At 65.1% G+C, this 23,196-nt stretch carries 12 protein-coding genes; 2 read left to right on the forward strand and 10 right to left on the reverse strand.

Annotation, left to right across the window (positions count from 1 at the left end):
* Position 1 precedes the first annotated feature (1 nt).
* The gene (drmB, locus tag KN815_RS08045) at positions 2-1,744 is read left to right on the forward strand and encodes an MrfA Zn-binding domain-containing protein (protein ID WP_216341051.1); all 1,743 of its coding nucleotides are present in this window, start codon (positions 2-4) and stop codon (positions 1,742-1,744) included.
* 85 nt (positions 1,745-1,829) lie between these two features.
* Here drmB and KN815_RS08050 read toward each other — a convergent pair whose 3' ends face one another.
* Both KN815_RS08050 and KN815_RS08055 read right to left on the reverse strand, forming a co-directional pair.
* Complete coding sequence (locus KN815_RS08050) at positions 1,830-3,590, reverse strand: DEAD/DEAH box helicase (RefSeq protein ID WP_216341052.1); 1,761 nt, start codon at positions 3,588-3,590, stop codon at positions 1,830-1,832.
* A gap of 485 nt (positions 3,591-4,075) precedes the next feature.
* Positions 4,076-4,450 (reverse strand): hypothetical protein, encoded by a 375-nt coding sequence (locus KN815_RS08055; protein WP_216341053.1) that lies wholly within the window; start codon positions 4,448-4,450, stop codon positions 4,076-4,078.
* Positions 4,451-4,924: 474 nt separating this feature from the next.
* Here KN815_RS08055 and KN815_RS08060 point away from each other — a divergent pair, with 474 nt between their 5' ends.
* The gene (locus KN815_RS08060; RefSeq protein WP_253208830.1) at positions 4,925-6,838 is read left to right on the forward strand and encodes a DNA cytosine methyltransferase; all 1,914 of its coding nucleotides are present in this window, start codon (positions 4,925-4,927) and stop codon (positions 6,836-6,838) included.
* 230 nt (positions 6,839-7,068) lie between these two features.
* Here the strand turns inward: KN815_RS08060 and KN815_RS51845 are convergent, their stop codons facing one another.
* The 8 genes from KN815_RS51845 to KN815_RS08100 form a co-directional block, all read right to left on the reverse strand.
* On the reverse strand, positions 7,069-7,503 hold the full coding sequence (locus KN815_RS51845) for a PDDEXK family nuclease (RefSeq protein ID WP_308403644.1): 435 nt from the start codon (positions 7,501-7,503) through the stop codon (positions 7,069-7,071).
* Positions 7,403-9,427, reverse strand: a complete 2,025-nt coding sequence (locus KN815_RS08070; RefSeq protein WP_216341054.1) for an AIPR family protein — start codon at positions 9,425-9,427, stop codon at positions 7,403-7,405. Before KN815_RS08070 ends, KN815_RS51845 begins: the two co-directional genes overlap by 101 nt.
* A complete protein-coding gene (locus tag KN815_RS08075; RefSeq protein WP_216341055.1) occupies positions 9,420-10,433 on the reverse strand; it encodes a PD-(D/E)XK motif protein in 1,014 nt (337 codons plus the stop codon). The genes KN815_RS08070 and KN815_RS08075 overlap by 8 nt, the downstream gene beginning before the upstream one ends.
* The gene (locus KN815_RS08080; protein WP_216341056.1) at positions 10,430-13,222 is read right to left on the reverse strand and encodes a Z1 domain-containing protein; all 2,793 of its coding nucleotides are present in this window, start codon (positions 13,220-13,222) and stop codon (positions 10,430-10,432) included. The genes KN815_RS08075 and KN815_RS08080 overlap by 4 nt, the downstream gene beginning before the upstream one ends.
* Before the next feature lie 68 nt (positions 13,223-13,290).
* Entirely contained in the window at positions 13,291-14,781 is a 1,491-nt protein-coding gene (locus tag KN815_RS08085; RefSeq protein ID WP_216341057.1) for an ATP-binding protein, read from the reverse strand.
* Positions 14,782-15,550: 769 nt separating this feature from the next.
* The gene (locus KN815_RS08090; protein ID WP_216341058.1) at positions 15,551-17,452 is read right to left on the reverse strand and encodes a DUF8724 domain-containing protein; all 1,902 of its coding nucleotides are present in this window, start codon (positions 17,450-17,452) and stop codon (positions 15,551-15,553) included.
* Positions 17,449-20,904, reverse strand: coding sequence for a helicase-related protein (locus tag KN815_RS08095; protein WP_216341059.1), 3,456 nt, complete (start codon positions 20,902-20,904; stop codon positions 17,449-17,451). The genes KN815_RS08090 and KN815_RS08095 overlap by 4 nt, the downstream gene beginning before the upstream one ends.
* A gap of 1,272 nt (positions 20,905-22,176) precedes the next feature.
* Entirely contained in the window at positions 22,177-22,635 is a 459-nt protein-coding gene (locus tag KN815_RS08100) for a hypothetical protein (RefSeq protein ID WP_216341060.1), read from the reverse strand.
* Positions 22,636-23,196 lie beyond the last annotated feature (561 nt).

A 23,196-nucleotide genomic window follows, 5' to 3' on the forward strand; every position in this document is an offset into this window, starting at 1 on the left:
CGTGAGCCGTCCCTACCAGGAGATCCGCCCGTCCCAGTTCGTCATCACCCTTGGCCCTGGAAGTATTCTCGAGACCGGGTCCGGGCCGGTCATATTGAAGACGGTTGACACACTCTTCAACGAGATCGGCCGTCAGCCCCAGGACTTCGAGATCGTCGACGAACGGCTCTCACGCCTCGAGCTGGACGGTGCGCGTATCGCTCGTGTGCCCACCAACGCCGAACTCGGACTCCCCTCTGACAGAACGATCTACCCCGCCCACGCGTTTCCCTTCTGGTCCCTGTGCACGCAGCACCGACCGCACCAAGTGCTGTACGCGGCCGACAGCGGCTGCCCGGAGTGCCCGTCGGTGTCGTCGCAGCAGCGCCGGGAGAAGGCGGGGCGCGAGGCGATCCGTTTCGTGCAGACATGCGAGAACGGTCACTTGGACGAGGTCCATTGGCACGGACTCGTACATGAAGGTGGGGGATGTGGCACGAAACACTACCTGTGGCACGGGGGTGGCCGCGCCCTCCGGCTCGTCCGCATTGAGTGTCCCCGTTGCCACGCGACCGCCAACTTCGGCCAGGCGTACGCCAAGTCCTGGTGGTGTAGTGGCCGCATCGTGGAGCACGGGGGGCGCCCGGCGTCGGCGACGGCGCGGTGTGTGCAGAAGGCCCGCATCGTCCAGCGAGGGGCTGCCAACCTACGGCTGAGTCTGCTCCAGAGCGCGCTGACGATCGTGGATATGCCGACCAGGCTTCATGACATCCTCAGCGACCGATCCCTGATGGGGGCAGTCGGGGCACTTCATCCCCTTGGCCTCCTCGACCAGGTGGCACTCATGGCTGGGGCTGAACGGGCAGGGCTTCCCCCGGACGCGATCGAGTACCTGAAACAGACACCGTGGTCCGAGATCAGCAAGGCGGTTGACCAACTATTGGGAGCTGACAACACGGTCTCGGCGTCACTACGTGACGACGAACTCGACCGACTGCGCCAAGCAGCGACCTGTGGTGTTCCGGCGGTTCCCCACCCGCACCTCGGTTCTCCTCCGCTGTTCGAGGTTCGCCAGGACGATGTGCGCCTCGTACAGGGGCCCGACCGCCGTCACAGGCTGCGGGTCGCACCCGTCAGCCGTCTCCGCATGGTCATGGTTCAGACAGGTTACCAGCGGCTGGACCCGCAGAAGGCCCAGAAGGTGTCGACTGCCTTCGACTGGAACGGCACCACCTGGTATCCCGGCATCGAGCTCTTCGGCGAGGGCGTCTTCATTGATCTTGCGGGCGACTCGCTCACCCTGGGAGGCAGCAGGGCCCACCAGTGGAACGAACGGTTCAGGAGTGATCCAGACGGTGATCCATCACTCCACCCCGTTCACGTCTGGTGGCACACCCTCTCCCACCGCCTCCTCAGGGCGTTTTCAGTGGACTCCGGATACTCGTCCGCAGCGATCCGTGAGCGGGTCTATCTCAGCGTGCAGGACGGCAGGGTCGCAGGCAGTGGACTTCTCCTCTACACGGTCCAACCCGGAGGAGACGGCACTCTTGGAGGGCTGGTCGCTCTCGTCAACCGCTTCGAGAACGTTCTTTCGCACGCGCTGCGAGACGTCGACAGTTGCTCCAACGACCCGCTGTGTCAGGAAGCGCCGTCCGTGGGGGCCGACGGAGTTGCCTGCTACTCGTGTCTCCTGGCGTCGGAGACCTCGTGTGAGCACCGCAACCAGGGGTTGGACCGCCTTCTCCTCGCTGAGAACCTACCGTGACCTGCTGATCAGCTGGGGTTGGCGTCACCCGACCGCTTCTGCGTGGGCTGAGGGAGAGCCGACGCAGAAGCGGTGCGCCGCCGGGCTAGGTGCCGCTCTGGGTGCTTGACCAGTAGCTGGAGTACCGCTTGTAGGCGAGTTGTCCGCTGAACCGGATGTTGTCCTCAATGTCCACAACCAGGCAACTCTCTGTTCCACCGAACCGCTGTCCGCGCATGCCCCTACCGATCATCTGCTCGTACAGGACCGGACTGGTGGTGGGGCGACCGACCACCAAGGCTCGTACCGCCGGAGCGTCGAAACCGGTCGTGAGGACACCGTAGTTACATAGGGCGGATAGGTGTTCGTCGCGGAACTGTTCGATTAGTGCGCGCCGTGTCGCGCTGCGTGTGTCGGAGGTGACGACCTCCGCGGCTCGGCCGGCGCGTCGCAGTAGGACAGCCATTGCTATCGCGTGTTCCACGGTGCAGCCGAAGAACAGCGTCGGCCAGTCCGACGGTAGTTCGAGCAGTTGCTTCAGCAAAGCACGGTTCCTCGCGTCCGATTCACCGATCTGGCGGAGGAAGTCAGGGTGGAAGTCATCGAACTGAGCGAAGTGCGTTCGGTAGCTTTCGACGTCCTCCATCTGGAACTCAGGACCGGCATAGGAGAGCACCTTGTGCTCAGGCCGTGACAGGACATCTCGCCGACGGAGCTCGGACACGATGTCCTCACCCAAGGAGCGGGAACTGAGAAGCCTGCTGTGGAACCTGGCCGCCAGCTGGCGAGTCTCGGTGTCGACCCTTCGAAAGGGTGTGGCTGTCAGTCCGATGAGGGGTACCGCGGCCTTCTGCCCGAGTTCGATCCCAAGGAAGCGCAGGACTCTGCTGTAGCTGGGGGCCAGCATTCGGTGCGCTTCGTCCACAACCACCGCGCCGAGGTTCTCGCGCAGCAGCTCGAGTTCTTGTTGCATGTCGTCGTTGGTGCCTCGAAGAACTGCGTAGAGCTTCTGGATGCTGGCCACGACGATGTCGGGATCGCTCGGGACAGAGGCTTTCCCCCACAGTCGGGCGACCTTCATGGTTTGCCGTACCTGGTCATTGCGATGTCCGAGGTCTGTCCATACCTCACGGAACGCCTGGACCGCCTGCTCGCACAGTTCCTCACTCTGGGCGATCCAGAGAACGGCCTGACGGCCCTGCTGGGCGATGCGCCACTCGATGAGGCTCTCGACCGCGGTCCTGGTCTTGCCAGCTCCTGTGGGCAGGGTCAGAACACCGCGGTTGGCGCCCGGTGCCCCGGAAAGCACCTCCATCACCTGCTCCTTGAGGTCCAGTTGGAAGTCCTCCAAGTCTCGGAGAGGTACAAAAGGAGCAACTTCCAGAGTGTCCGGCTCCCGTGGGCTTCCTGGCAGGCCGGCAAAGGTAGGCGGTATGTCGAGGACTCGCACGAAGTGGCGAGGCCAGCTCTTGCCCGGCTTCCACGTGCGCTCCGCGATCTTCTTGGCCTTCGCTCTGCTCCCCCCACGGCTGCGTTCGCCACCTCGGTAGTCGTGCAGGCTCTCCAGCTCGTCCTCCGATGCGGAAAGCGCAAGCCGTTCCCGTAGCGTCCTGGACTCGAGAAGGCCGAAGCCCGACCTGTCGACCAGGAACTCGGCAAGCTCGCCCTCGGGAAGTTTTGACCGCAGCCTTCCGGATTCGTTCTCAACTGCCGCGATGATCCACTCCACCGACTTCTTGGAACGAGATCTCCCACCGCTCTCAAGGTCCTCGATCACCGCCCGCAGATCCCGTGAGGAGAGACGCCGACACAGTACTTGAATTGCCTGGGAGCGGTCCTGCTCGCTCAACTGGCCGAAGGCTTCCACCGAACACTGTCTCCTGGACCAACTAAGAGCCGCCTGTCTTGAGTGTTCACAGACGGTCAAACGGTGCAGTGGGGGGTTATGCCAGTTTCTCACGGTCAGCGGGGTCTCTCTTCCAGGGTGAGCCTACTGATTGGATGTCAAGCTGCCGCAAGGGCGGCCCGATGCTTTGCCCTCGCCCGTTGTTCAGCGACCTTCGGCGCTTCGCTGGACAAGGGTGGTGGCTCTAGCCAGGTCCCCCGGGAGCGGATCTGTACCTTCAGAGGGCCCGTCCCCAGACAGTGGATTTCCCGAACGTTACGAGCGAGCCCGTTGCTCAGCTCGACTGTGTTCGGATCGACCTTGAGTGTGAGCACGAGAGTGTGGCCACGTTCTTGATCCGGCGGTAGGCGGTGCTGTGCAGTGCAGTTGGAACTCCCTCTGCACTTCGTCAGAGGAGATCAACAGGGCATCGAGATCGGCGTACAGATCCCGCAACCGCTTCGGCCTCATTGTGGATCTGCCGGGCCGACCTGACCTTCGCCTCCGCTCATGGCATCCGCGGTCGTTGCCTGGGCATGCGGCGTTTCCGCGGAGGCGACAAGCTGCATGGCCAGAAACCTACCGCCGAAGTTTCGATAGCTCACCAGGTCGATCCGGCGGCCGATCTTCTCCACAGCATGCGCATCGAACGGGGTGAAGTCCCCAGTAGGACACACCAGTCGTGGATTGCTCCGATCGACCCGGCGGCTTGGTTCACCCAGCCGGTCTTTCACCAGGCACTCGTGCCGATGGTCCCGCAGCAACGCCAGATACCAGGAGACCCGCGTGATCACTGCCTTGCCGGTCGACCTCCTGTACTCGACGATCGACGCATCGTTCACCGACTCCCCCGTTTCCCCGTCGGCCTGGGTTTCCCTGTCGGTCTGGATCGAATAAACGATTCCGGCATGCGGGTATTCTGGTCAGGGCGCCGTGCCTCGACCAGAGCGCGGGCTGAGGGGCGAGACCCTTGGGTGGGACTGGAGGAATCGCACGTCCCACGGTGTCGCCCCTGCCTGCCCCTGAGCGCTCATCCCGCCTCGCGGCCGTGGCGCCTGGGGCGGAATAACCCGTCAGTAGTAGTTACGCAGTCCCCCCTCTCCGTGCCACACGCGTCCCTTATGCTTGAGCCCGAGGAGTGCACTAGGCCGTTCACGCGAAGTCAGGGGGGCTCCGTACACCTCCGCAGCTCGTACGAGCACCGACAGATGCATGGCAGGCAGAACACCGAGGTCAACGGCCTCTGAATCTTGCTTTGACCAGCCATTGTGTGATGTCCTGGTGCTCGTTTGTGTCGTTGTGACGGAGGTCGGACTGTGGGTGGCTACTACGGTGTGCCTCTTGAGCGGAGCGATCCACTGAAGCTCGGCCCGCACAAGAACAGCTGCACCGCAGAGGACTTCGGGAAGTGGCTGAAAACCTTCGGTAAGGACAAGAGGCTTGCTGTTGATCTCTTCTCCGGGGCGGGTGGCCTGAGCTACGGCCTTCAGCAGGCTGGGTGGACGCTTGCTGCTGCAGTCGACTTCGACGAGCGAGCATTGGAAACCCATCGCGCGAACTTCCCTGGTCTCAGCCTGCATATGGACCTTGGGGACCCGGCCAAGCGCAGGGAGCTCCTCGAGCTGCTTGAGCCAGCGGACATCGATCTGGTCGCCGGAGGGCCTCCGTGCCAGCCCTTCAGCAGGGCTGGTCGTAACAAGATCCGGAATCTCGTGGCCAACCACAACCGGGATCCGGAGGACCACCGTAAGAAGTTGTGGCGCTCCTACCTGGACGTCGTGAAGGAGATCCGTCCCAGGGTCGTCCTCATGGAGAACGTCCCGGACATGGGTCTCGGCGATGACTTCTCCGTGATCCGCACGATCGAGGAGGAACTGGAGGAGCTTCACTATGCAACCCAGGTCCGGCTCGTTGATGCGTGGAGCTACGGGGTCCCCCAGCACCGCAAGCGACTCATACTGCTGGCGAGGAAGGACGTTGATCAGTTCGAGTGGCGCGCCCCTCAGTCTGGCCGGACCACGCTCCGAGACGCCATCGGGGACCTCCCCGAACTCGAAGTTGTGCCGCTGGAGCGAGTCGGGGGGCGCGAGATGGCTTACAGCGAGCCCGGCGATATCTCACCCTTCGCCAAGAAGATGCGTAAAGGCGCGCCGGAGGGTCTGGTCTGGGACCACATGACCCGGAGGGTCCGGGAAGACGATCATAGGATCTTCGCCGTGATGGACTCGACCACGCTGTACTCGCAGCTGCACAAGAAGCTTAAACCCGAGGAACAGCAGTTCCAGCGGTACAAGGCCGACCAGTACACCGACAAGTACAACAAGCTGTCCTGGGACGAACTCAGCCGGACGATCACTGCTCACATCGCCAAGGACGGCTACTGGTACATCCATCCCGAACAACTGCGTACGCTCACGGTGCGGGAGGCAGCTCGCATCCAGACCTTCCCTGACGGCTTCCGTTTTGCGGGTACCCGAAGCGATGCGTTTCGCCAGATCGGGAACGCCGTGCCGCCCATGCTGGGCAAGGCAGCGGCGGAGGTTCTCAAGCCGGTCAAGGGGGCCAAGCCTCCTGCGGACGGTGGGCTAAACCCTCACTGGCAGCAGGTTCGCCAGGCACTCACCAAGTGGGCGCTTGAGCGGCGCGAAGTGAACGACTGGTACGAGTTCCCCGGCGCGGAGCCTGTGCCGTTCCATGCTGCCGTGGCGGCTGTGATCTCCGGAACCAGGATGAAGCCGGAGGAGCGAGCCGTCCTGATGGCGACGGTGCGGCGGTCCAAGCAGCTCACGGCGACGGGCTTCCAGAAGCTGATCGGCGCGGCTCCCAACGCCGTCGTGCGAGCTCGCATCGACCGTCTGGAACCGCTGGTGGACCAGCCTGCGGCCTGGAAGCAGAGCAACCAGTTCGAAATCCCCGCGAAGCTCGCTATGAAGCCCGCCGAGGAGTCGCTCTACAGGTTGCTGATCGGCGATGACATCATGTTGGTGGGGCAGGGCACGATCCGCGTAGCGGCCCGGATGAACGGGGCTAGGACGGATCACGAGAACCGCCTCAGCGAGGGCAGGGTCAATCTGGTGAAGCTTCTGGGCGCGGGCAAGTATGCTCCGCTTCGGATGGCTGCGATCCGGCTGATTGGCTCGGAGCTTTGCCGGGAACGGCAGACACTCTGTGCGGAGTGCCCGCTCGCCACGCTCTGTCCTCGTCAGGAAGAGACGCCGACGATCTTCTGACCTCCTGCCGTCAGCAGGGTCGGAGGGCAGCGGGCGTGTAGCGGTGGTTCCTGCACGGGCGACCTCTGCCACCCGCTGCGCCGCAGCCTCGGAGTCCTTTCGGATCACACATTCCCAAACCCGGATTACCTTCCAATCTGACTCCCGGGCTGCCTGGTCATTGTGCAGGGGCGCGGGCCTGGTTGGTCTGGATCTTCTCGGCCCAGCGTGACGCGTTCGGGCCGCGGAACTCACGAGCCCCGTGCTCTGGACAGCCGTGCCCAGCACCCGTTGACGAACACGGCCACGTGGGGCTTCGGCAGGACGAAGTCCGCGGTACACCGGGGCGCCACACGTCGCTGCAGGCGGAAATGGAAGCTGAGCTGGTGCAGGGCGCGGCCGGGCGCTACCTCCGGGGCCGTGTCACGCACACGCCGACCCTTCAGGTGTTCGCCCTTCTCCGTCTTCATCCAGCTTCTGTCGGCTTCGTCACCACGGGAAGACATCTGGCTCCCACCTCGCTGCTCCCCTTCGGCACCATCTGTGACATGATCGCAGAGGGGCCGTGCACCTTGGACGGGGAAGTCACTGAACACTCGCACTTCCGGCAGGGGCGAATCCCAGACGTACCGCCTCGCTGCGTACGTGCAGCAGCTGTGCAGCCTGGGTTTCCGAAACCGACTCATTCACCTTCAGCTGCCGTCCCACCACCTGAAGCAGCTGACGCTGCCAGGGTTCCAGGGTACGCGTCGCCCTCGCCCACTGCTCGATGTCGGCCCACTCCTGCAGCGGGACCCTGGCGACGGCTTCTCGGGCCACGGCGGTGCCAGCCTCGTCGGCGTCGCTGGCAGGGCGATTCTCCAGAGGAAGATCCAACAGCTCGGCCTCCAGGGCCTGGGGCACCGTCCACCTGACCCGGGACACTGCCTCCCAGCAGGCGGGTTGCTTGGCCCACTCGCCGACGTGCGTGCCTCGGAGCGGGTTGGTCACAACGGCCATGACTCTTGGGCAGAGGTCGTCAAGAGCATCCGTGAGAGCCTTGGACACCTGTTGCCGGCGCCAAATCTCGTCGAGGTCGATGCGCTTTCCCACAGCCAGGGAGAGGCGTGCGACTGTGTACGTCGTGATGGCGCTCTTGTAACTGCCCGCATCGTGATCACGGGCGATGCTGTCGGCTGTTCTGAAGAGGATGGCTTTCGCGACGATCCGCTGGCAGTACGCCGTGTCCACGTGGACAGGCTGCTTGCGGAGGTTGATCATGAACTCGTTGAAGTTCTTCTGGGCTCCCCGGCTCACCAGGAACGGCAACTGCTCCCAGGAGTGGGTGTATTTCGCCAGATCCGCCTTCGTGAACTTCTGCCTTGTGGGCCAGATTGTCTTGAACCGCTTCTGGCCTGCAGCGCTCAAGTCGGCCAGTGCGTCGGCGTATTGTCCACGGGCCTTCTCGTAGAACCAGCGCGTCTCCTGTCCGCTGCCGTCAACGGCAGGAGCCCAGAGGGAACGGGTGACCCGTTGCACGTCGACGTGGAACTCGTGGTTGGAGCTGAAGTCGACGGCGGTCACCTTGTTCTGGGTGTTCGAGTACTGGGAGATCATCGGGACGATCTCCATCAATCTCTCGGGTGAGACCACCGTGAGCTTCATCTGCACGCGCACATTCGACAGGTCGGCCTTGTCCCGCTTCTTGGCATGGTGGAGCGAGGCTGTGGTCTGGCCGCCGTTCACGATCTGCAGCCCGTGAATACTCGAGATCCCGAGGTGCTGGCCGTCCGCCCCCTCGGCAAACTCCACCTCGGAGGCAGTGGCCGTGATGCCGTTGTTGTAGGCGAGGAAGCGACCGGGCGAATGCAGCAGCGACTCCCGGATTCCCTTATTCACCGTGCCTCTTGTCTGCAGGAAGGAGCGCACGTTGAGTTCGAGCAGGCGCGTGCCGTGCTCCGCGTAGAGGTCCGCGAGCCTGTCCCCGGGCAGAACGGCGAGCGCCACGGAGTGGTCCGCCTCCGTGCTCGGTGCGGAAAGGCAGGGAAGGGGCGGGTCGAACGTGACAACAATGGGCTCGCTCAGGGTGCCGGACGTCGCGTGTCGGTGCAGCCTGGCCAGGTCCCAGATCTCGTGGATGACCGGGATGCCGTCGAATTCGGTTGGGCTCGGGGCTGTCGACGTGCTGACGCCGTTGCTGAGCAGGAAGAGGCGGATTTGCATGACGTCGGTGAGGGCCTTCTCCACCGCGTCGCACATGTCGTAGACGTCCGACGACTCGTCGATGTGCTGACGCAGTCCGTTCTGGCAGCGACGCAGGAACGTCAGAAGCCGCTTGAAGCGAGACTCGGCCTGCGCTTTCGTGAGCCTGTCCTCCAGCGGCGACAGCCGGAATTCGGTGACGAAGAGGTCAAGCCTGCCGGAGTCCTCTCCTGCGCCGTAACCGTGCACCTCCAGACCGTGCGACCGGTGGTAGGCGGTGTAGGTGTTGGAGACGACGCCCGCCTCCTCAAGCTCCTCAAGCACACGCGCCGTGAACGCCTCCGGCGTGGTCGTGCGTTCGGCCTCCGCGGTCGCCAGGACGTCGCCCACGAGCTGGCGGGCATACGCACTCTGGTCGAGCTCACTCATTCTTTCCCCTGATCAGGTTGCCCACCCCGGCGTCGCTGAGGCGGTACTGGTCGAGCCCTGAAAGCGCCAGACTGTAGGAACAGTCGCTTACGCTGGCGGGCAGTTCGGACTCGACGACCCTGGGAAAGCCGTCGCGCACCTCCCAGAACCGCACGTCACGAGGTGTGTAGCGTGGTTCGTCGTACAGGTCCCGCTGGCCTGGCAGGTAGCCGGCCTGGATCAGCAGTCCGTCGAAACGGGCTCGTGCGCCCGGGTTGGCAAGTTGGTTCCGCACCTGGTCGACGAGTGCATTGAGGCTCTGGCCAAGCCCTCCGCGTCTTTCGTCGAGCATGACGAGCGCCAGCAGCAGCGAGGGGGTCCCTGCGTCGTCGAGTTGTCGCTCGCTTGCGATACGCACGGATCCAGCGTTCCTGGCGGTGGTCGTCTTGACCTCAACAGCCACGCACGGGCACTGGAAATCCTGGTTGGCGCCGGTGGGACCGGTCCAGGCGGCAACCGCCTCGGACTGTGGGAGTGAAGGCGCTATGTGTTCCCTCAGGACCAGGACTTCACCGAAGAGGCCGCGCCGCGCCTCGACTCCGAGACCGTCGCGGCCGACGGAACGCAGAAGGTTCTGCCAGTGACCGAATCGGCTGACAACCGCGGTGAGTGCTTCAAGACTGGTCAGTTCGTCCTTCGCGGTCGCGGCGATGTCCGTGACGAGCGGGGAGAAGACCTCCCGTAGGTCGTCCGCAGTGAGCACCACCTGCAGCTCGTACTGGTGGCGCGACAGGGAGGTGAGTGACAACTCGAGGCCGGCCGTCTGGGGAAGCCGTCCCAGGGAACGCACCACGCCCTCGGCGGCAGTGGCGTCCGCCTGGAACACCAGCATCCGCCGACGGCCGGGGTGGGAGACGGAAAGGAAGATGTCGTGAGGCGATTTCGAGTGGATGCGACGCATGGACCGGCCCGACGTGGCCTGGGGGGCGTCTTCCAGTTCGATCCAGTCGCCTTCGGTGATCGTCACTCGTCGTCCTCCTCGTCGTACGTCTCGATGTCCTCCTTGATCCAGATGTCGTTGACCACGTACTCGGTCTTCTTCTGGTTGCTGGAGCGGGGGAAGCTCACGGCGAAGCCGACCAACGGGGTCTTGGCGTCAAGGTCACCGAAGACCGGCGGCTTGATGGGGTAGATCAGCAGCAGGGGCTGGTCGGGACGCCTCTGGTACCGGATCTGCGGGCCGGCGGGCACTTTCGGGTCCCGCGGCTCGCCTTTGGGGGTGGTCTTTCCCTCGGCGGCCTTCTTGGTCCTGGCTAGAGCGATTGCGTACTGCTCCTCGTCCAAGTCCCGGCTCTCGTCGGTCGGGCTCAGCACTCGACGGATGGTGTACCGACCCTCACTCTCCGGATCGTTCAGCGGCTCACGTGTGACCATTCCGACGCTGTGTCCCGAGAGGTCCACAGGTGGCTCCGCAGGGTTCTTGCCCACCAGCCTCACGGTCCACCTCCCCAGCTCCCCAGCCGCGGCACACTTTCGGATGTACTCGGCGATGAACGCCGGTCGCACCCGCTGTGCCGCACGATCGGGCTGGTACTCCGCGAAGAACCCGGAAACGATCTCCTCCGGCGGGACGTCCCTCCAGACCACACTGTTGCCCGGTGTCTCCACCGAGGGGCTGGCGATGACGTTCAACCTGCTGACGAATGCTTGCAGCGTCTCGAAGTTCCGTTGCACGGCCTTCTTCGACAGGTTGAAGAGCACGGTCTCGGGGCCTTCGGCCGAATAGCTGAGCAGGACCTTTGTGCCCTTCCTCATCTTGTTGGCCGCGGTGACTCCGAGCCCCAGGGAGGAAGCCTTGACCTTGAGCCCGAACTCACGAGGAGTGAGGCGAAGGGCCGCCATCTCCTCCACCTCCCTGCGGAGTTCGTCCGTCGCTGCTGTGATCTCCACGTACGCCCTCTTCAGGGACGCCGTGGTGTACAGGCGGCAGAGGTCCTCGTAGCCCGGGCGGTATCCGAACCATCGGCCCATCTGGAGCAGGGTGTCGTAGGTCTTCGAAGCGCGGAGGTAATAGCTGATCGTGAGCCCTTCGAGGGTCAGCCCCCGGGAGAGCTTCTCGCCGCCGATGGCGATGACCGACAGCCCTGTCCTGCGGTGTTCGTAGTAGTCGAGGGCGTCCCTGGCCGCCCCGTTCACCGCCTTCACCTCGATCTTCCGCAGCGCCGGAAGGATGTGAGGGACCACCTCGTCCCAGGTGAGACGGACCGCCTCGTCCGCGGTGAAGTAGCGCGTGGTGGGGACGTAATCCGCCTCCCAGATGTTCCGGAACTCCTCCATCCGTATGCTTGCCGCGTCGCCGTGGCGGTCGCGGAGACTGTCCTTGACGAGGCGGAGGAAGTCGTCGATTTGGGTGCGGACGATGCCTTGGACGGCGGTGAACCGTGTGACGTGCACAAGCATCGAGTTGTGGTCGGTCAGCTGGCCGCGGGCACGGCGCGCAGCGCAGGAGAGCACGAACGAGTGGATCGCCTTCCTCAACGACGCAGGCAGGGTGTCGGCCGGCTCGTGACCAGACTTGTGCTTGCCCGGGAGCCAGCCGTCGGCGTCCTTCACATCATGGACCAGGGGAAGCGGCTCGACGTCGTCCTCCTCCACGTCGTCCGTTCGAAGACCGAAGACGCGATCCGGCCCGAGGTAGTTGGAGGGAGCACGCAGCGTGCGGATGAAGCCCTCGGGGAATAGGTCCGGTCCGTACTTCTTGTGGTTGGCATGCGGGTCTATGTAGATGTTCGCGTACGGAGTCGCGGTGTATCCGACATAGGAAGCCCTGTCGAAGCTGTTCAGGAGCTTGCGGACAGCGGCGTTGATCTTGGAGGGGTCGGTGTCGGCGTCCTTGGACGTGTTGATCGACGCGTTGTCCGCCTCGTCGTCGATAACGAACAGCGGTGCGTTGCGGACGATGTCCCGTCCGGTCTCGGGATCGTGCTGCCCGTGGGTGCTCGTCACCCACTCCCGCAGGTTGTCGATGATCTTGCGATGCTTCTTGATCACTAGGACGACGGGGAAGCTGCCGATGGGCAGGTTGGCCTTGGCTGCGGTCCTGCGGTCGAAGTCACCCTTCTCGGAGCTGTTGGTCAGCGACGCGCTGGGGAGCTGTTTGGCGTGGGACATGGCCCCGGCCCCGATGCGGCGGCGACTGGCCCCCGCCTCGTCCGAGCGCATCAGGTGCTGGCTGTCGAACCCGAGGAGCCCTTCGTCCACACGCAGTTGGGTCTGGCTGCGCAGGTCGTTGTGGATGCCGGCCAGAATGACGATCAGTCTGTAGCCAGCGTCAACCGCCTTGGCGGCGAGACCGATGTAGTGACCGGTCTTGCCAGACTGGACCTGGCCGATCACGAGGCCGGAGCGACGCCACGAACCCTCACGCCGCGGGTCCTCCAGCTCCCCCAGAACCTCGTCGGTACTCTCGTCGAGACGCCACACGACCCGGCGGGGCATGTTGCGCACGTCTTCGAGGTAGAGCCGGTAACGCTCCCAGAAGTCCCACTCCCGGTCGTTCTTCGCATCCGGCAACCACGCCCTGTGCCCTGTGTCGTCGTGCAGCCCGGACGACGTCTCCTGGTAGACGGCGACCATCTCCTGGAGGTCCTTCGTGAACTGCTCGCGGTCTAGGACTTTGCCCTGGGCGGCCATCATGCCCATGACGGCATTGACCGCTGTGATCACTTCCTCCGACGACGCCTGGCGGTTCACGGGCAACATGGCCAGGGCGACGCGTCGGGCCACGGTGAAGGTGTCGTCGGGGATGGTGCTCACGAACGGCCTCCGCAGGGTCTCTACTTGATGGGAAGTAAGGTGAGGGGCACCTACCGACAATCCAGGGATCAGGTGTTCCAGAAGCCCTGCATCTGGTCGAAGGGGGGCATGACTCGAATCCTGTCCCGGGCCGCGCTTGGGGAGCGTCCTTGGGTGACGAGCGACTTGAACACCTGCTCGGCCACCTCCACCGCTTCCGGCGGGGCCATGGATTCGCCCCCGAACGGAACGGGGTCGTCCTCGGAGTCCGTCTCATGGAGCGCGCGCAGCGCTGTGACTGGCACCGTCTCCTCCAGCAGGCGGATCAGCGCCCGTGCTTCGGGCGCCGAGTCACGCCCGTGCTGCAGCAGCTCGCGCACGAGTGGGTGGCTCCGGTTGATCCTGCAGTTGACCTGTCCGTTCTCTCGTTTGACGGTCCAGGCGTAGAGGAGCGGATCCCCATGGGTTCGTGCCGAAACCCTGCCCCGGTGTCGGAGCACCTCTGCGGCACGGGTACGGGTCTTCGCGGCGATCCGGCGCAGGTGCCGTCGCAGCGCAACGGGAGGCACAACGCTGGCCTTGCGGACATCGACGCCCCAGTCCGCATCCGTCTCGGCCGGGATGTCGATCGCGATCCGCGCCAGGTTGTACCTCTCCTCCCGGCGCATGCCCGCGAGTCCCAACCATTGCCCTGCGAGGATCAGCCGGTTGCGGCGGTAAACGTAGAACCCCTGCTGTCCCAGCCACCCGGCGGGGCCGGCAGCACGGGCGTGATCGTCCTCGGACAGGCGCTGCGCGCTGGGAAGTACGAAAGCCTCCACCCTGACCTGGTCCTCGGCCAGCGGCAGGTTCTCAACCGGCAGACGCTGCACGGACGGATGCGTGGCCATGAACGGGTCCCAAGGTTCGACCGATGTTCCGGAGACGCGGATGGTCCGCCTGCCCGATCCGGTGAGGAATCGTGCGAACACCATGCCCAGGTGGGACTCGGTGCGCTCGGCCTCATCGTAGAACTGCTGCTGCACCTTCTCGTCGTCCTCGCCCACACCCTCGGAGTGGAATCCCTTGAGACGTCGCCAGAGCACGATGGTGCCCTTGTCCGCACCGTCACGAAGACCCTCGATGAGGGCGGCGGTGTCCGGACCCGTACCACGGCGCAGCAGCCACTTGCCCGAGGTCTCGACGACGTCCAGGTCCCAGGTCCGGACGCTCCACTCACCGCCGTCGGAGCTGGCCACGGTGAGCTGTCTGGCCTGTGAGAACGAGGCGGACTTGAGCCCCACACCGAACCTGCCGAGGTCGGTACCCGTACGCAGGGTGCCCGGGCCTCGTGCCGCCACCGTCATCGCGGTCACGAGCTGGTCGCTCGTCATGCCGTCACCGTCGTCGACCACGGCGATCCAGGAGTCCCCTCCGGCCCAGGTGAACTCAATGTCGATGCGTCGTGCCCTGGCCGAGATGCTGTTGTCCACGAGGTCCGCGACGGCTGCCTCCAGCGAGTAGCCGAGCGAACTCAGAGAAGCGACCATGCCAGCCGGATCCGGCGCGGCGACTTCGTAGTCCTCGTACTTCACACTCATGTTCGGCGTCATGTCCCCGTTGGCCAGCGGTTGCGATGGGCGGCCGTCCGGGATTCCCATGACAGTGACGGGCATGGTCCCCGTAGCGGGGCCCTTCCCTCTTCATGCCACATCACCATGAGCGCGGATGCTCCACCCCGGACCGATGATAGTTGCAGGACGCTCAGAAGCGTCCATACATGGAGCATCGATGCTGCAGCCACTAATCGGTCATCCACCTCGTCAACCACCCCTAGCGGAAACGAGAGTGTCAATGCCCACAGACACGCCGAGGGCGTCCAAGCGCACTTGGCGACGTCCCACAGGAAGAATCTCTTGATGACCTCGAAGTGCGCGTCCTTGACCGGTAGGTCGGGCCTCACCAGTACCTTCACCAAGGTGCTGAGGTTGGGTGTCGTTCCCAGGGCCTGTACGTAGCGAAGGGACGTGGCGTGCATCTTTCCTGCACCGGGAGGGGGCGCAGGCAGAGCTGTTGAGGGGCACCGACGTACCAGGTCCAGTCGATCGACTCGAACGGTGGGTCGCTCCGCGGTTCGGCTGTCGCCGTGCCTGGTAGCCGTACGGAGCGGGTCGTAGATCCGTTCCGGCCCGGAGCGCCAAGCCGGGGGCCGCGCGGACACGGGCACGCGAGTCGGAGACGGTGTCCAGAAGATCCAGCTCGGGCCTCAGGGGGACTCCTAATCGTGCGTGACCGACGGTTGGCCGGGGTTCCACCCACGAAGGGGAGGAGGTGGGGAGGGCACCAGCCCAGTGCCCTCCCCACTGGTGTTCACAAGGTCGGATCCCAGTACCCGACCCTGGAGCCGTCCGGAGAGCCGAACAGGTGCCAGCGGGAGAGGTTCCGGTTCCAGGACTGGCAGGCGGTCTCGGGAAGCTGGAGACAGCCGTGGTCCGCGCCCTCGTTCGTGATCATGCAGTTCGGGTCGTACAGGCACGCGTCGTTGTCGACGGCACGGCTGACGACTGCGTCCAGATTCTGTTCGAGTACCGTCCGCATGGCGCCGAGGCTGAAGTCGCTGCCACCGTTGGGATAGATGGCGAAGGCTAGGTCGTACGGAAAAAGGTACTCGGACAGGCTCGTCTCGCTGTAGCCGCTGTCAACGGCCAAGGCTCGCAGGAGTTGGTGCGACAGGGAGTGGAGCAGACCGAACAGTTCGTGGACCGGGAGGTCCGGGTGTCCCGGTGCCGGGCGGGTTTCGTGCGAGAGAGCCTTGCCGTCGCTTGGCCCGAGCTGGTGCACCAGCCACCGGGCGACGCCACCGGCCTCCTCAAGAGTGCTGCGGCTGACGAGTTCGTTGCGGACGAGCCACCGGCTCACCCGTTCCCGGTCCACTGGGAAAAGCAGTGCCTCGGCCTCGGTGGGGTGGGCGTAGAGAAGGGTCTTTTCGGGGGCTCCTCGTACAGCACGTCCCCGGTAGGGGACCAGGTCCGCCTCCTCGGGGCTGAAGCCAGTCCGGCTGTAGCCGATCGCCAGGTAGGTGATCGGGAGATCACTGATCAGACAGGTCTCCTGGCCGAGACCTGCAGACGCGAGGACGCCGGGGTAGCGCTCGTACAGGGCACGGCGCTCGGCGTTGTGAGCTTCCCTCTGGAGACGGGGGACACCCAGGCGTTCCAGGTTCAGAACCCGACGGTAGGTGTGCAGCTCGGCTGCGAGTCCGCGCGCATCGTCGCTCTCTGTGTCGAGTCCGAGAGCCTTGCCCACCCGGTCCCGCAGGTGGTCCACCTCAACCGGCATGAAACGTGCCTGGAGCGCACGTGCCTGGTCGTGCAGGCCAGCCTCCTCCATCACACGGATGCTCTCGACGACCTCGCTGGGGACGTCGACCGTGTGCCCGTCCGTGAGCCGCCGGAACTCGTCCTCGGTGATCTCCCCAAGCCACCAGCCGAGCACGGCGGGCGTGTACAAGGGGTTGCTTTGTCGGGTGGCCTCTTCGGTCGTGGTCACGTTGACGAGTGTCAGGCCCTGGCCGACATGCGCCGTCCCCGCTGTGTGGAGCAGGGGGCTCATGAATCTGTCCGGATAACTGCACGAGGAGTTGCTGCAGCTCCACTGCACACCCAGAGGGAAGCCACAGGTCATGCACTCCCACCGAAAGTCACGGAACCGACTGGGGCGGTCATCGAGCCTGAACCCGGTGTGTCCCCTGGGACACTTGCTTGGTGGGTACATGGGTGACATCTCGCCACACTTGTGCGCGAAGATGAACTGGAGCTGCCGGTTCCCCACGGGGTTACCGCAGGCGGGGCAGGCCGGCGGCCAGTCGTCCGTTCCGGGTCGTGGATCACTGGCCGTCCAGACGTGTCCGCAGTGGCCGCTGGAGCAGCGCACAACCCGGGGCCAGATGCGGCAGAAGACCTTGCCAGGGACCACGACCTCGTAGTGGCGATCGGCGAGTCGGTCCTCGTCTCCGGGGAACTCCGGCGCCCGGTCGGATCCGGTGGAGAATGCTCGGCCGGCGGCCCGCCACCTGCGCACGAACCGCATGGCTTCCTGAACCAGGTGCTCGCGGTCGAGGGAGGGGCCGTCGAACTCCTCGTCACGCCCGAACTGCACCACTTGGGCCGTGTAGCCGCCGCGATGGTCGAAGGTCTGGCCGGGGCGGTACCGGTAGAGAACCTGGCCCCGGTCGCGGGCCATGTCGTCGTTCCTGGGATTGAACGCCATCATGACCTCCGGCTGTCGGACACGATGTGGAATGGGATGCCCTCGGACACGTCACGGAGACTGGTCATGGGCCTGTACTCAAGGCCCAGGTAGTCGCCCGTTGCGCGGTATCCTCGGTTGTTGCCGCCGGCGAGACCGGCGGAGGCGCCAGCGGAGCGAAGGCTGGCCAAGGCGTGTTCCACCATGTCCTCAAGGTCGCTGCGGAGTTCCTGCGCCTCGGGGCGCTGCGACTGGAAGACCGCGTGAAGCGCCTCCAGCAGCTCGGTGAGCTGGGCCCCCTCGAGCCCTCCGCCGGACGGATCACGGAGGGCGGCCTGCATTTTCGAGAGGTCGTGCAGGTGGCTCGGTGCGTTACCCGCGCGCCACCAGTCGCGGTTGGCGATCTGGAGGAGATGCCCCATCAGTATCCCCGGGAGGGTCTTGCGGACCGCAAACCGGCTCCACCGGTTGATGGCCACCGGTTCGACCATACGGTCCAGGTACTCGTGGAACTTGCCGTGGTACCGGTAGTGCGACCGGTCCCGTTCCCTCACCGGGTTGAAGAGCATGAACACGAGCCCGTGGTAGGCGCGGCCGACTCGCGACGAGGCCTGGATGTACTCCGCCATGGACCTGGGCATCCCGTTGAACAGCATGAGGTTCAGCCGGTCCACGTCGACCCCGTGGCTAACCATGCTGGTCGCGACGACCATGCCCGTGCTGCCGTTGGTACTGCCTAGGTCGTCCAGGACGCCACGGACCTCGTCCAAGCGCGTCTCACCCTTCAGCTCGGCCACACGGAGATCTGGGAAGCCCTCCCTGCGCAGCGCCTCGTTGACCTGGGTGTCCAGCGAGCGGCGGATACGACCGAAGTCGACAAGGGTGGTGGCGTACGTGAGGCTTGTCCGGTACAGGTCCACCACCGCGCGAAGCTCCTCCTCCGGCCATTCTGCGAGGCTGAGGGGAAGATCGCGGCGCTGGTCGAGCTTCCACAGAGCCCGGTGCGCGGATGTCAGGATCCTGACCAGTGTCATCTCCGCCGTCCCTCGTGTCGGCATGACCCCGACGAAGCGGCGGAGGGGGAGGCTGCGGTCGAGACGCCAGTAGAAGCTCTCGTCGAGGTTGGGCCCGGGAAGCGGCACCACCACCGACCTCAGGCCGAAGAGGTGCTCGCTCTGTCGGTCCTCGCCGCGGATGGTCGCGGTGGTCGCGACCACCTTCATGCGGACGCCCCGTCCGTCGGGGCGGTGCTTGGACGTCAGAGTGCGCTGTACCTCCGCCAAGAGCCCCTCGTAGTGCCCTGAGAACGCTCCGAGCTCCTCGTTGACCATGTGTAGCTCGTCGATGATCTCCAGCGAGGGAGACGGGTCGTAGAGGGGTTTGTCCAGGGCCTTGGGAGGCGACTTCGGGTGGCCCGGCGCATGACGCTCGTGGCACTTCCCACCCCGACCGAACCCGTGGGGAGGGCACCAGCAGTCGACGTCGCCGAACAGCGCGCCGAACCGGTCCGACAGCCCGATGTTGGCGAGCTTGTCCAGGGTGCCGACCACGACCGTGGGCAGGTAGCGGTAGATCTCGGTGTCGACCACGACAATCGGGAGGACCTTCCCGCACTGCTCGTTGCCGCAGACATGCTCCAGCCTGAGCCGCTGGGGATCAGGGGGCGGGATGTGCACGGACCGTTCACTACAGTAGGGACAGTCGTGCACGAGTCGATACGCGTGCCGCTCCTCCTCGCTCGACCGAAGTCGGTCAAGCATGCGGTCGGACGTGAGTGAGTTGGGAGTGTTGCCGCCGCCGGCGTAGAAGCCGATGAAGAAGGGCCACCCTGGGTCGCCGCCGACCTCCCTGAGCCGGTCGGCGTTCCGGTCCCGGACGGTGTCCGCGGCAGCGACGACGTCAAGTTGCCGCTGCGTCTGCTGGAGTGTCAGCAACCTGAGGGGGAACCGGCACCAAGCCGAGACCCCGACCTTCTTCCCCCTGGCCCGGTCGTAGAACATGCACACCAGCACCAGACCGAGATACGCCTCGGTCTTGCCCCCTCCGGTCGGGTACCAGACGACGGTTGCCGCCTCGGTCGGATCCACGTCTCCGTCGTCACCCCAGAGCCCTGGGGTGAAGAGATGCTGTGGGTGCTCCCGCCAGGCCAGGGCGCCCAGCTGGCTGACGATGGCCACGAGCTGGAAGAGGCGCCACCCCCGGCTCGGCCGCTTCCGACGATGGTTGAGTTCCGTCATGGACTCGTTCGCGAGCTGGAAGGCCGTCAACAGACGCTTGTCCTGTTGCAGCCACGCGATACCGTCGCGGAATCGCGCAACCTCCAGTTTGGCGGCCCGTCGGTCGGCTTCCTTCCGATAGGCCAGCTCAGGCCTGTCCTGGAGATCTGCCGTGTCCCAGACGGGAGCGTCCAGATATGCCTCCATCTCGTCGGCGAGATCGTCGAGAACCGGAATCGGGTCGGCGGCGAGCGTCGCGTAGCCCCAGCGTTCGTCGGTCCGGGCCACTGCGCGGTGGGTGTCATGCTCCGGAACGGGCACACTGCGCACAGTCACGAGTTGGCCTTGGTGCCACCGTGACTCCACACCGCAGTTGTTCGCGTACGCTCCGAGCTCCCCGGAGTAGCGGTAGGCGTCGGCACCGAGGTCCATCGTGATGGGCAGCAGCAGGTCGCCCTCGACCTCCAGCCCTGCGCGGAACAGAGCGTTGTCCCTGGCCTCGTCGCGGCGTTTACGGCCGGCGTTGCTGCCCCGGCCCTGGACGGTCACGACGGGATCGGTGGCGAGGTTCTGCAGCGTCGCGGTCACACGGAGCCGTCCGGACGCGACGGGCCTCGACGTGACGACGACGTGCGCGGCGGGGGACGGCACCACCGGGTCACCGCCCACCTCCCGGGTCAGCCACTGCTCGAAGGCCCCGTCGTCCGCCATGGCGGCGGGAGGCACCAGTCGCTCTCTGCGGTCGCTCCCGACGCGGCGGTCGATCCGGGGGTCCCGGAGGGCATGCTTGACGGCCTCGTCGAAGGCGTGGCGGAACTCACGTTCCAGGGTCTGGCGCAGGCCAGCCTCGTGCCCCAGGACGATCTCGACCGGCCCGACCGTAACGCCGAGCCGTTTGAACAACGGCGCCAGCCGGTACGGCTCCTCGCGCTCACCGGCCCACTCCAGCTGTTGGGCGCGGGTCGGCAGGACTGCGTAGTAGAACGACGCCCGTGCCTTGACGGTGATGGAGCTGGCGTTTTCGGCCTCGAACTCGAACCCGAGGCTGTCCGGAGTCGTGCGGCCGTATCTCGGGGCGGCACCGCCCGGTTCGACGGTGTGCGGGCCAAGACTCTCCATGAAGTAGCGAGCGCTCGGAGGCTCGCCGAGGCAGATGTCGCCTTGGGCTTCCCCGGTTGCATCAGTGACCACCGCGTGTACGAGATGATCGACGAGGGCGGTCTGCTGGGCGACGCTCGGCTCAAAACGGGGCGTGGTCATCGCGCCTCCCCGTCGGATCCGAAACGCTCCGCCAGCGGCGGAGGAGAAAGGGGACGGGGGTGCCTGCTTGCACATGCAGAGGGAAACGAGAGCCGAGACGGCTCAGAAGTGCGTGCCGGTCGTGGCAGACATGCCAAATCGGCCCGCAGGACATGGGTGTCCACGGGATCTCCAAGGTCCGCGAGTCAGAAGTCGCCATGGCACGGCGCCATGGCCGGTCGTCTTCTGCTTCTCCGAACCTCAGCAGCATCGAACGGGAGCCTCTGAAGTCACAAGCGAGTATGCCAAGTTGATCGAATCTGTCTTGATTTAGACTGTGCTTTGCCGGATTCTGACGCCGGTTGGATGGTGTGAGCGCTGCACGGCGGCGGGGGTCACGTCCCTGCCGGGCGGCGGGGTCACCGGGGACGTGGCATTTTGGGGCCGTGATCAGGGAACCTGCGGAAGTCCGGCTGGGCGAGGGCGGAGCGGTTGAGATTCCCCTGGGGATCCTGGCTGAGGCTGGTTTGGACTCCGGGGCCCAGGTCTACGGCGGTGGCGGGCGGGCGGGTCGCCCTGCGTCGGCAGAACGCGCCGCCCAGCGGTTCAGCACCCCGGTGACTGTGGGTGGCCAGCGCTACCGTAGATCCCCGCAAGCGAGTACTCGGGATCAGGCAGTTCCAGGGTTCTCCCCACCGCCGTGAAGTTCTTCATCGCCCGACAGATTCTCTACCGCTTCATCATGCGGTACACGAGATGAGTCGTCGATCTTCCCCCGCTCGCATTCAGTGACCATGAGGGTGTCTTCGAGTACCGTCAGCTCCCGCCCGCTGATCAGTGAAGCTGTGGGGGCGGTGTCGTGGGCGAAAATGATGCGAGTTTCGGAGTAGTGAATCTTGTGTAGATTCCTGACGTGCTGCGCTCCTTGCTTGATCGCGGGTCAATGTCCTGTGACGGCCTCGATCAGAAACTCCTCCCACTCGTCCCTGTTCCTTTGGTCCATGCGTGGATTCGTCTCTTGACCCCAGGCGTGAACGGAACGCTCATCTTGAGCATGCTTTTCCGCCCCGGGAAGAGACCGCACAGGACATCCAGGGGACCTCCGAGTCGCCGCCAGACTTTCTTAATGGCGCGCTTCTCGTTACGTGCCGATACGAGAACGGCGATGTTCTTGCCGTCTTGTGGCGATGCGATCGGCGTGCCGCTGAACTGCCGTGTAGCTTTCGGCTTAACTTCATCTACGGCCCGAGTCAGGGTTATATCAATTGCGTGCAGAGGCATGGGGGCTCCAGGTCAGTAGAGTGAGATGGGGCCGTCGGGGAGCCAGCCTTCCACATATCCGGAGATCAGAAGGGCCACGCCTTCAGGTGAGACGTCTCGATGGCGAGATCTGAGCTCGCTGATTTCCCATCGAGCGTGTGACGGAGACATCGCCTGAAACGAGTCCGACTCTTTCGTGCTGATCCTCACGATGAAAACGCGGGAAACCGTGCGCTGGTCATGTTCCCAGCAGTCGGACTTCCGCGTTTCACGAACGCCATAGAGGGATCCGAAGTGAGGATTCTCGATGTGAAATCGCTCGGCGAGATACCGAGCGGCCCCCTCCATGAAAGGGGCGCCGGCGGCGAGCAGTGTCTGCGGCACCGTCCAGCCGCCGCAGCATCCGCCGCACAGCATCAGGCGATCCTGGTCGTCCAGGAGGAGCAGGAGGACGCGGCGGTCGGCGATTGACGGGGCATGGGAGGTTGCCATGCGGCCAGGCTGTCGCCTCGCTACTCAAGTAGCAATCTGGGTGCCGTCCCATGGGTGACAGGTTCACTCGGGCAGTGCCAGATGCGCGCCGCGCGCTGTGCCTGCCTGCTCCCGCTGGCGTGCACAGTTGCGCCGATCTCGGGCGCTGTACTGCACTCTGTGCACACGTCATGAGCTGCGAAAACGCTGAAACGGCGTTTGGGATTGGGGGCTGCCGCGTTTTGGGTCGTCGCATGCCACCAGGCTTGACCTGCGGCGACGGAATTTCCCACACATCCCACGGAGGCCCGGCGTCGGGGCGGCATGGTGGTGCCGCCGCGTCGCACCGCCACAGTGTAGCGGGTCGTGCACTTGGATCGTTTCGGGTGCTCCGGGCCGGCGAGGGCTTGGGGCCGGGCTGCTCCCGGCCCCAAGCCCTCGCCCGAAGCCCCGCCCCTCAAGCCCCGGACCGAAGGGCACCGGCCGTCTCAGTCCTCCCGTTCGAAGGCCGCGATCGGGTTCTTCAGTGTGCCGATGAGCTGGAGGGCCCCCGCCGGGTCCTGGAGGTCGACCATTTCCCGG

It is taken from the genome of Streptomyces niphimycinicus (assembly GCF_018883605.1).
GTDB lineage: Bacteria > Actinomycetota > Actinomycetes > Streptomycetales > Streptomycetaceae > Streptomyces > Streptomyces niphimycinicus.

Bases quoted from the DNA above. Each gene is read 5' to 3' on its own strand.
- KN815_RS51845 (WP_308403644.1), bottom strand. From the start codon at position 7,503: ATGAGTCGGTTTCGGAAACCCAGGCTGCACAGCTGCTGCACGTACGCA.
- KN815_RS08070 (WP_216341054.1), bottom strand. From the start codon at position 9,427: ATGAGTGAGCTCGACCAGAGTGCGTATGCCCGCCAGCTCGTGGGCGAC.
- KN815_RS08085 (WP_216341057.1), bottom strand. From the start codon at position 14,781: ATGAGTGTGAAGTACGAGGACTACGAAGTCGCCGCGCCGGATCCGGCT.
- KN815_RS08090 (WP_216341058.1), bottom strand. From the start codon at position 17,452: ATGATGGCGTTCAATCCCAGGAACGACGACATGGCCCGCGACCGGGGC.
- KN815_RS08095 (WP_216341059.1), bottom strand. From the start codon at position 20,904: ATGACCACGCCCCGTTTTGAGCCGAGCGTCGCCCAGCAGACCGCCCTC.
- KN815_RS08100 (WP_216341060.1), bottom strand. From the start codon at position 22,635: ATGGCAACCTCCCATGCCCCGTCAATCGCCGACCGCCGCGTCCTCCTG.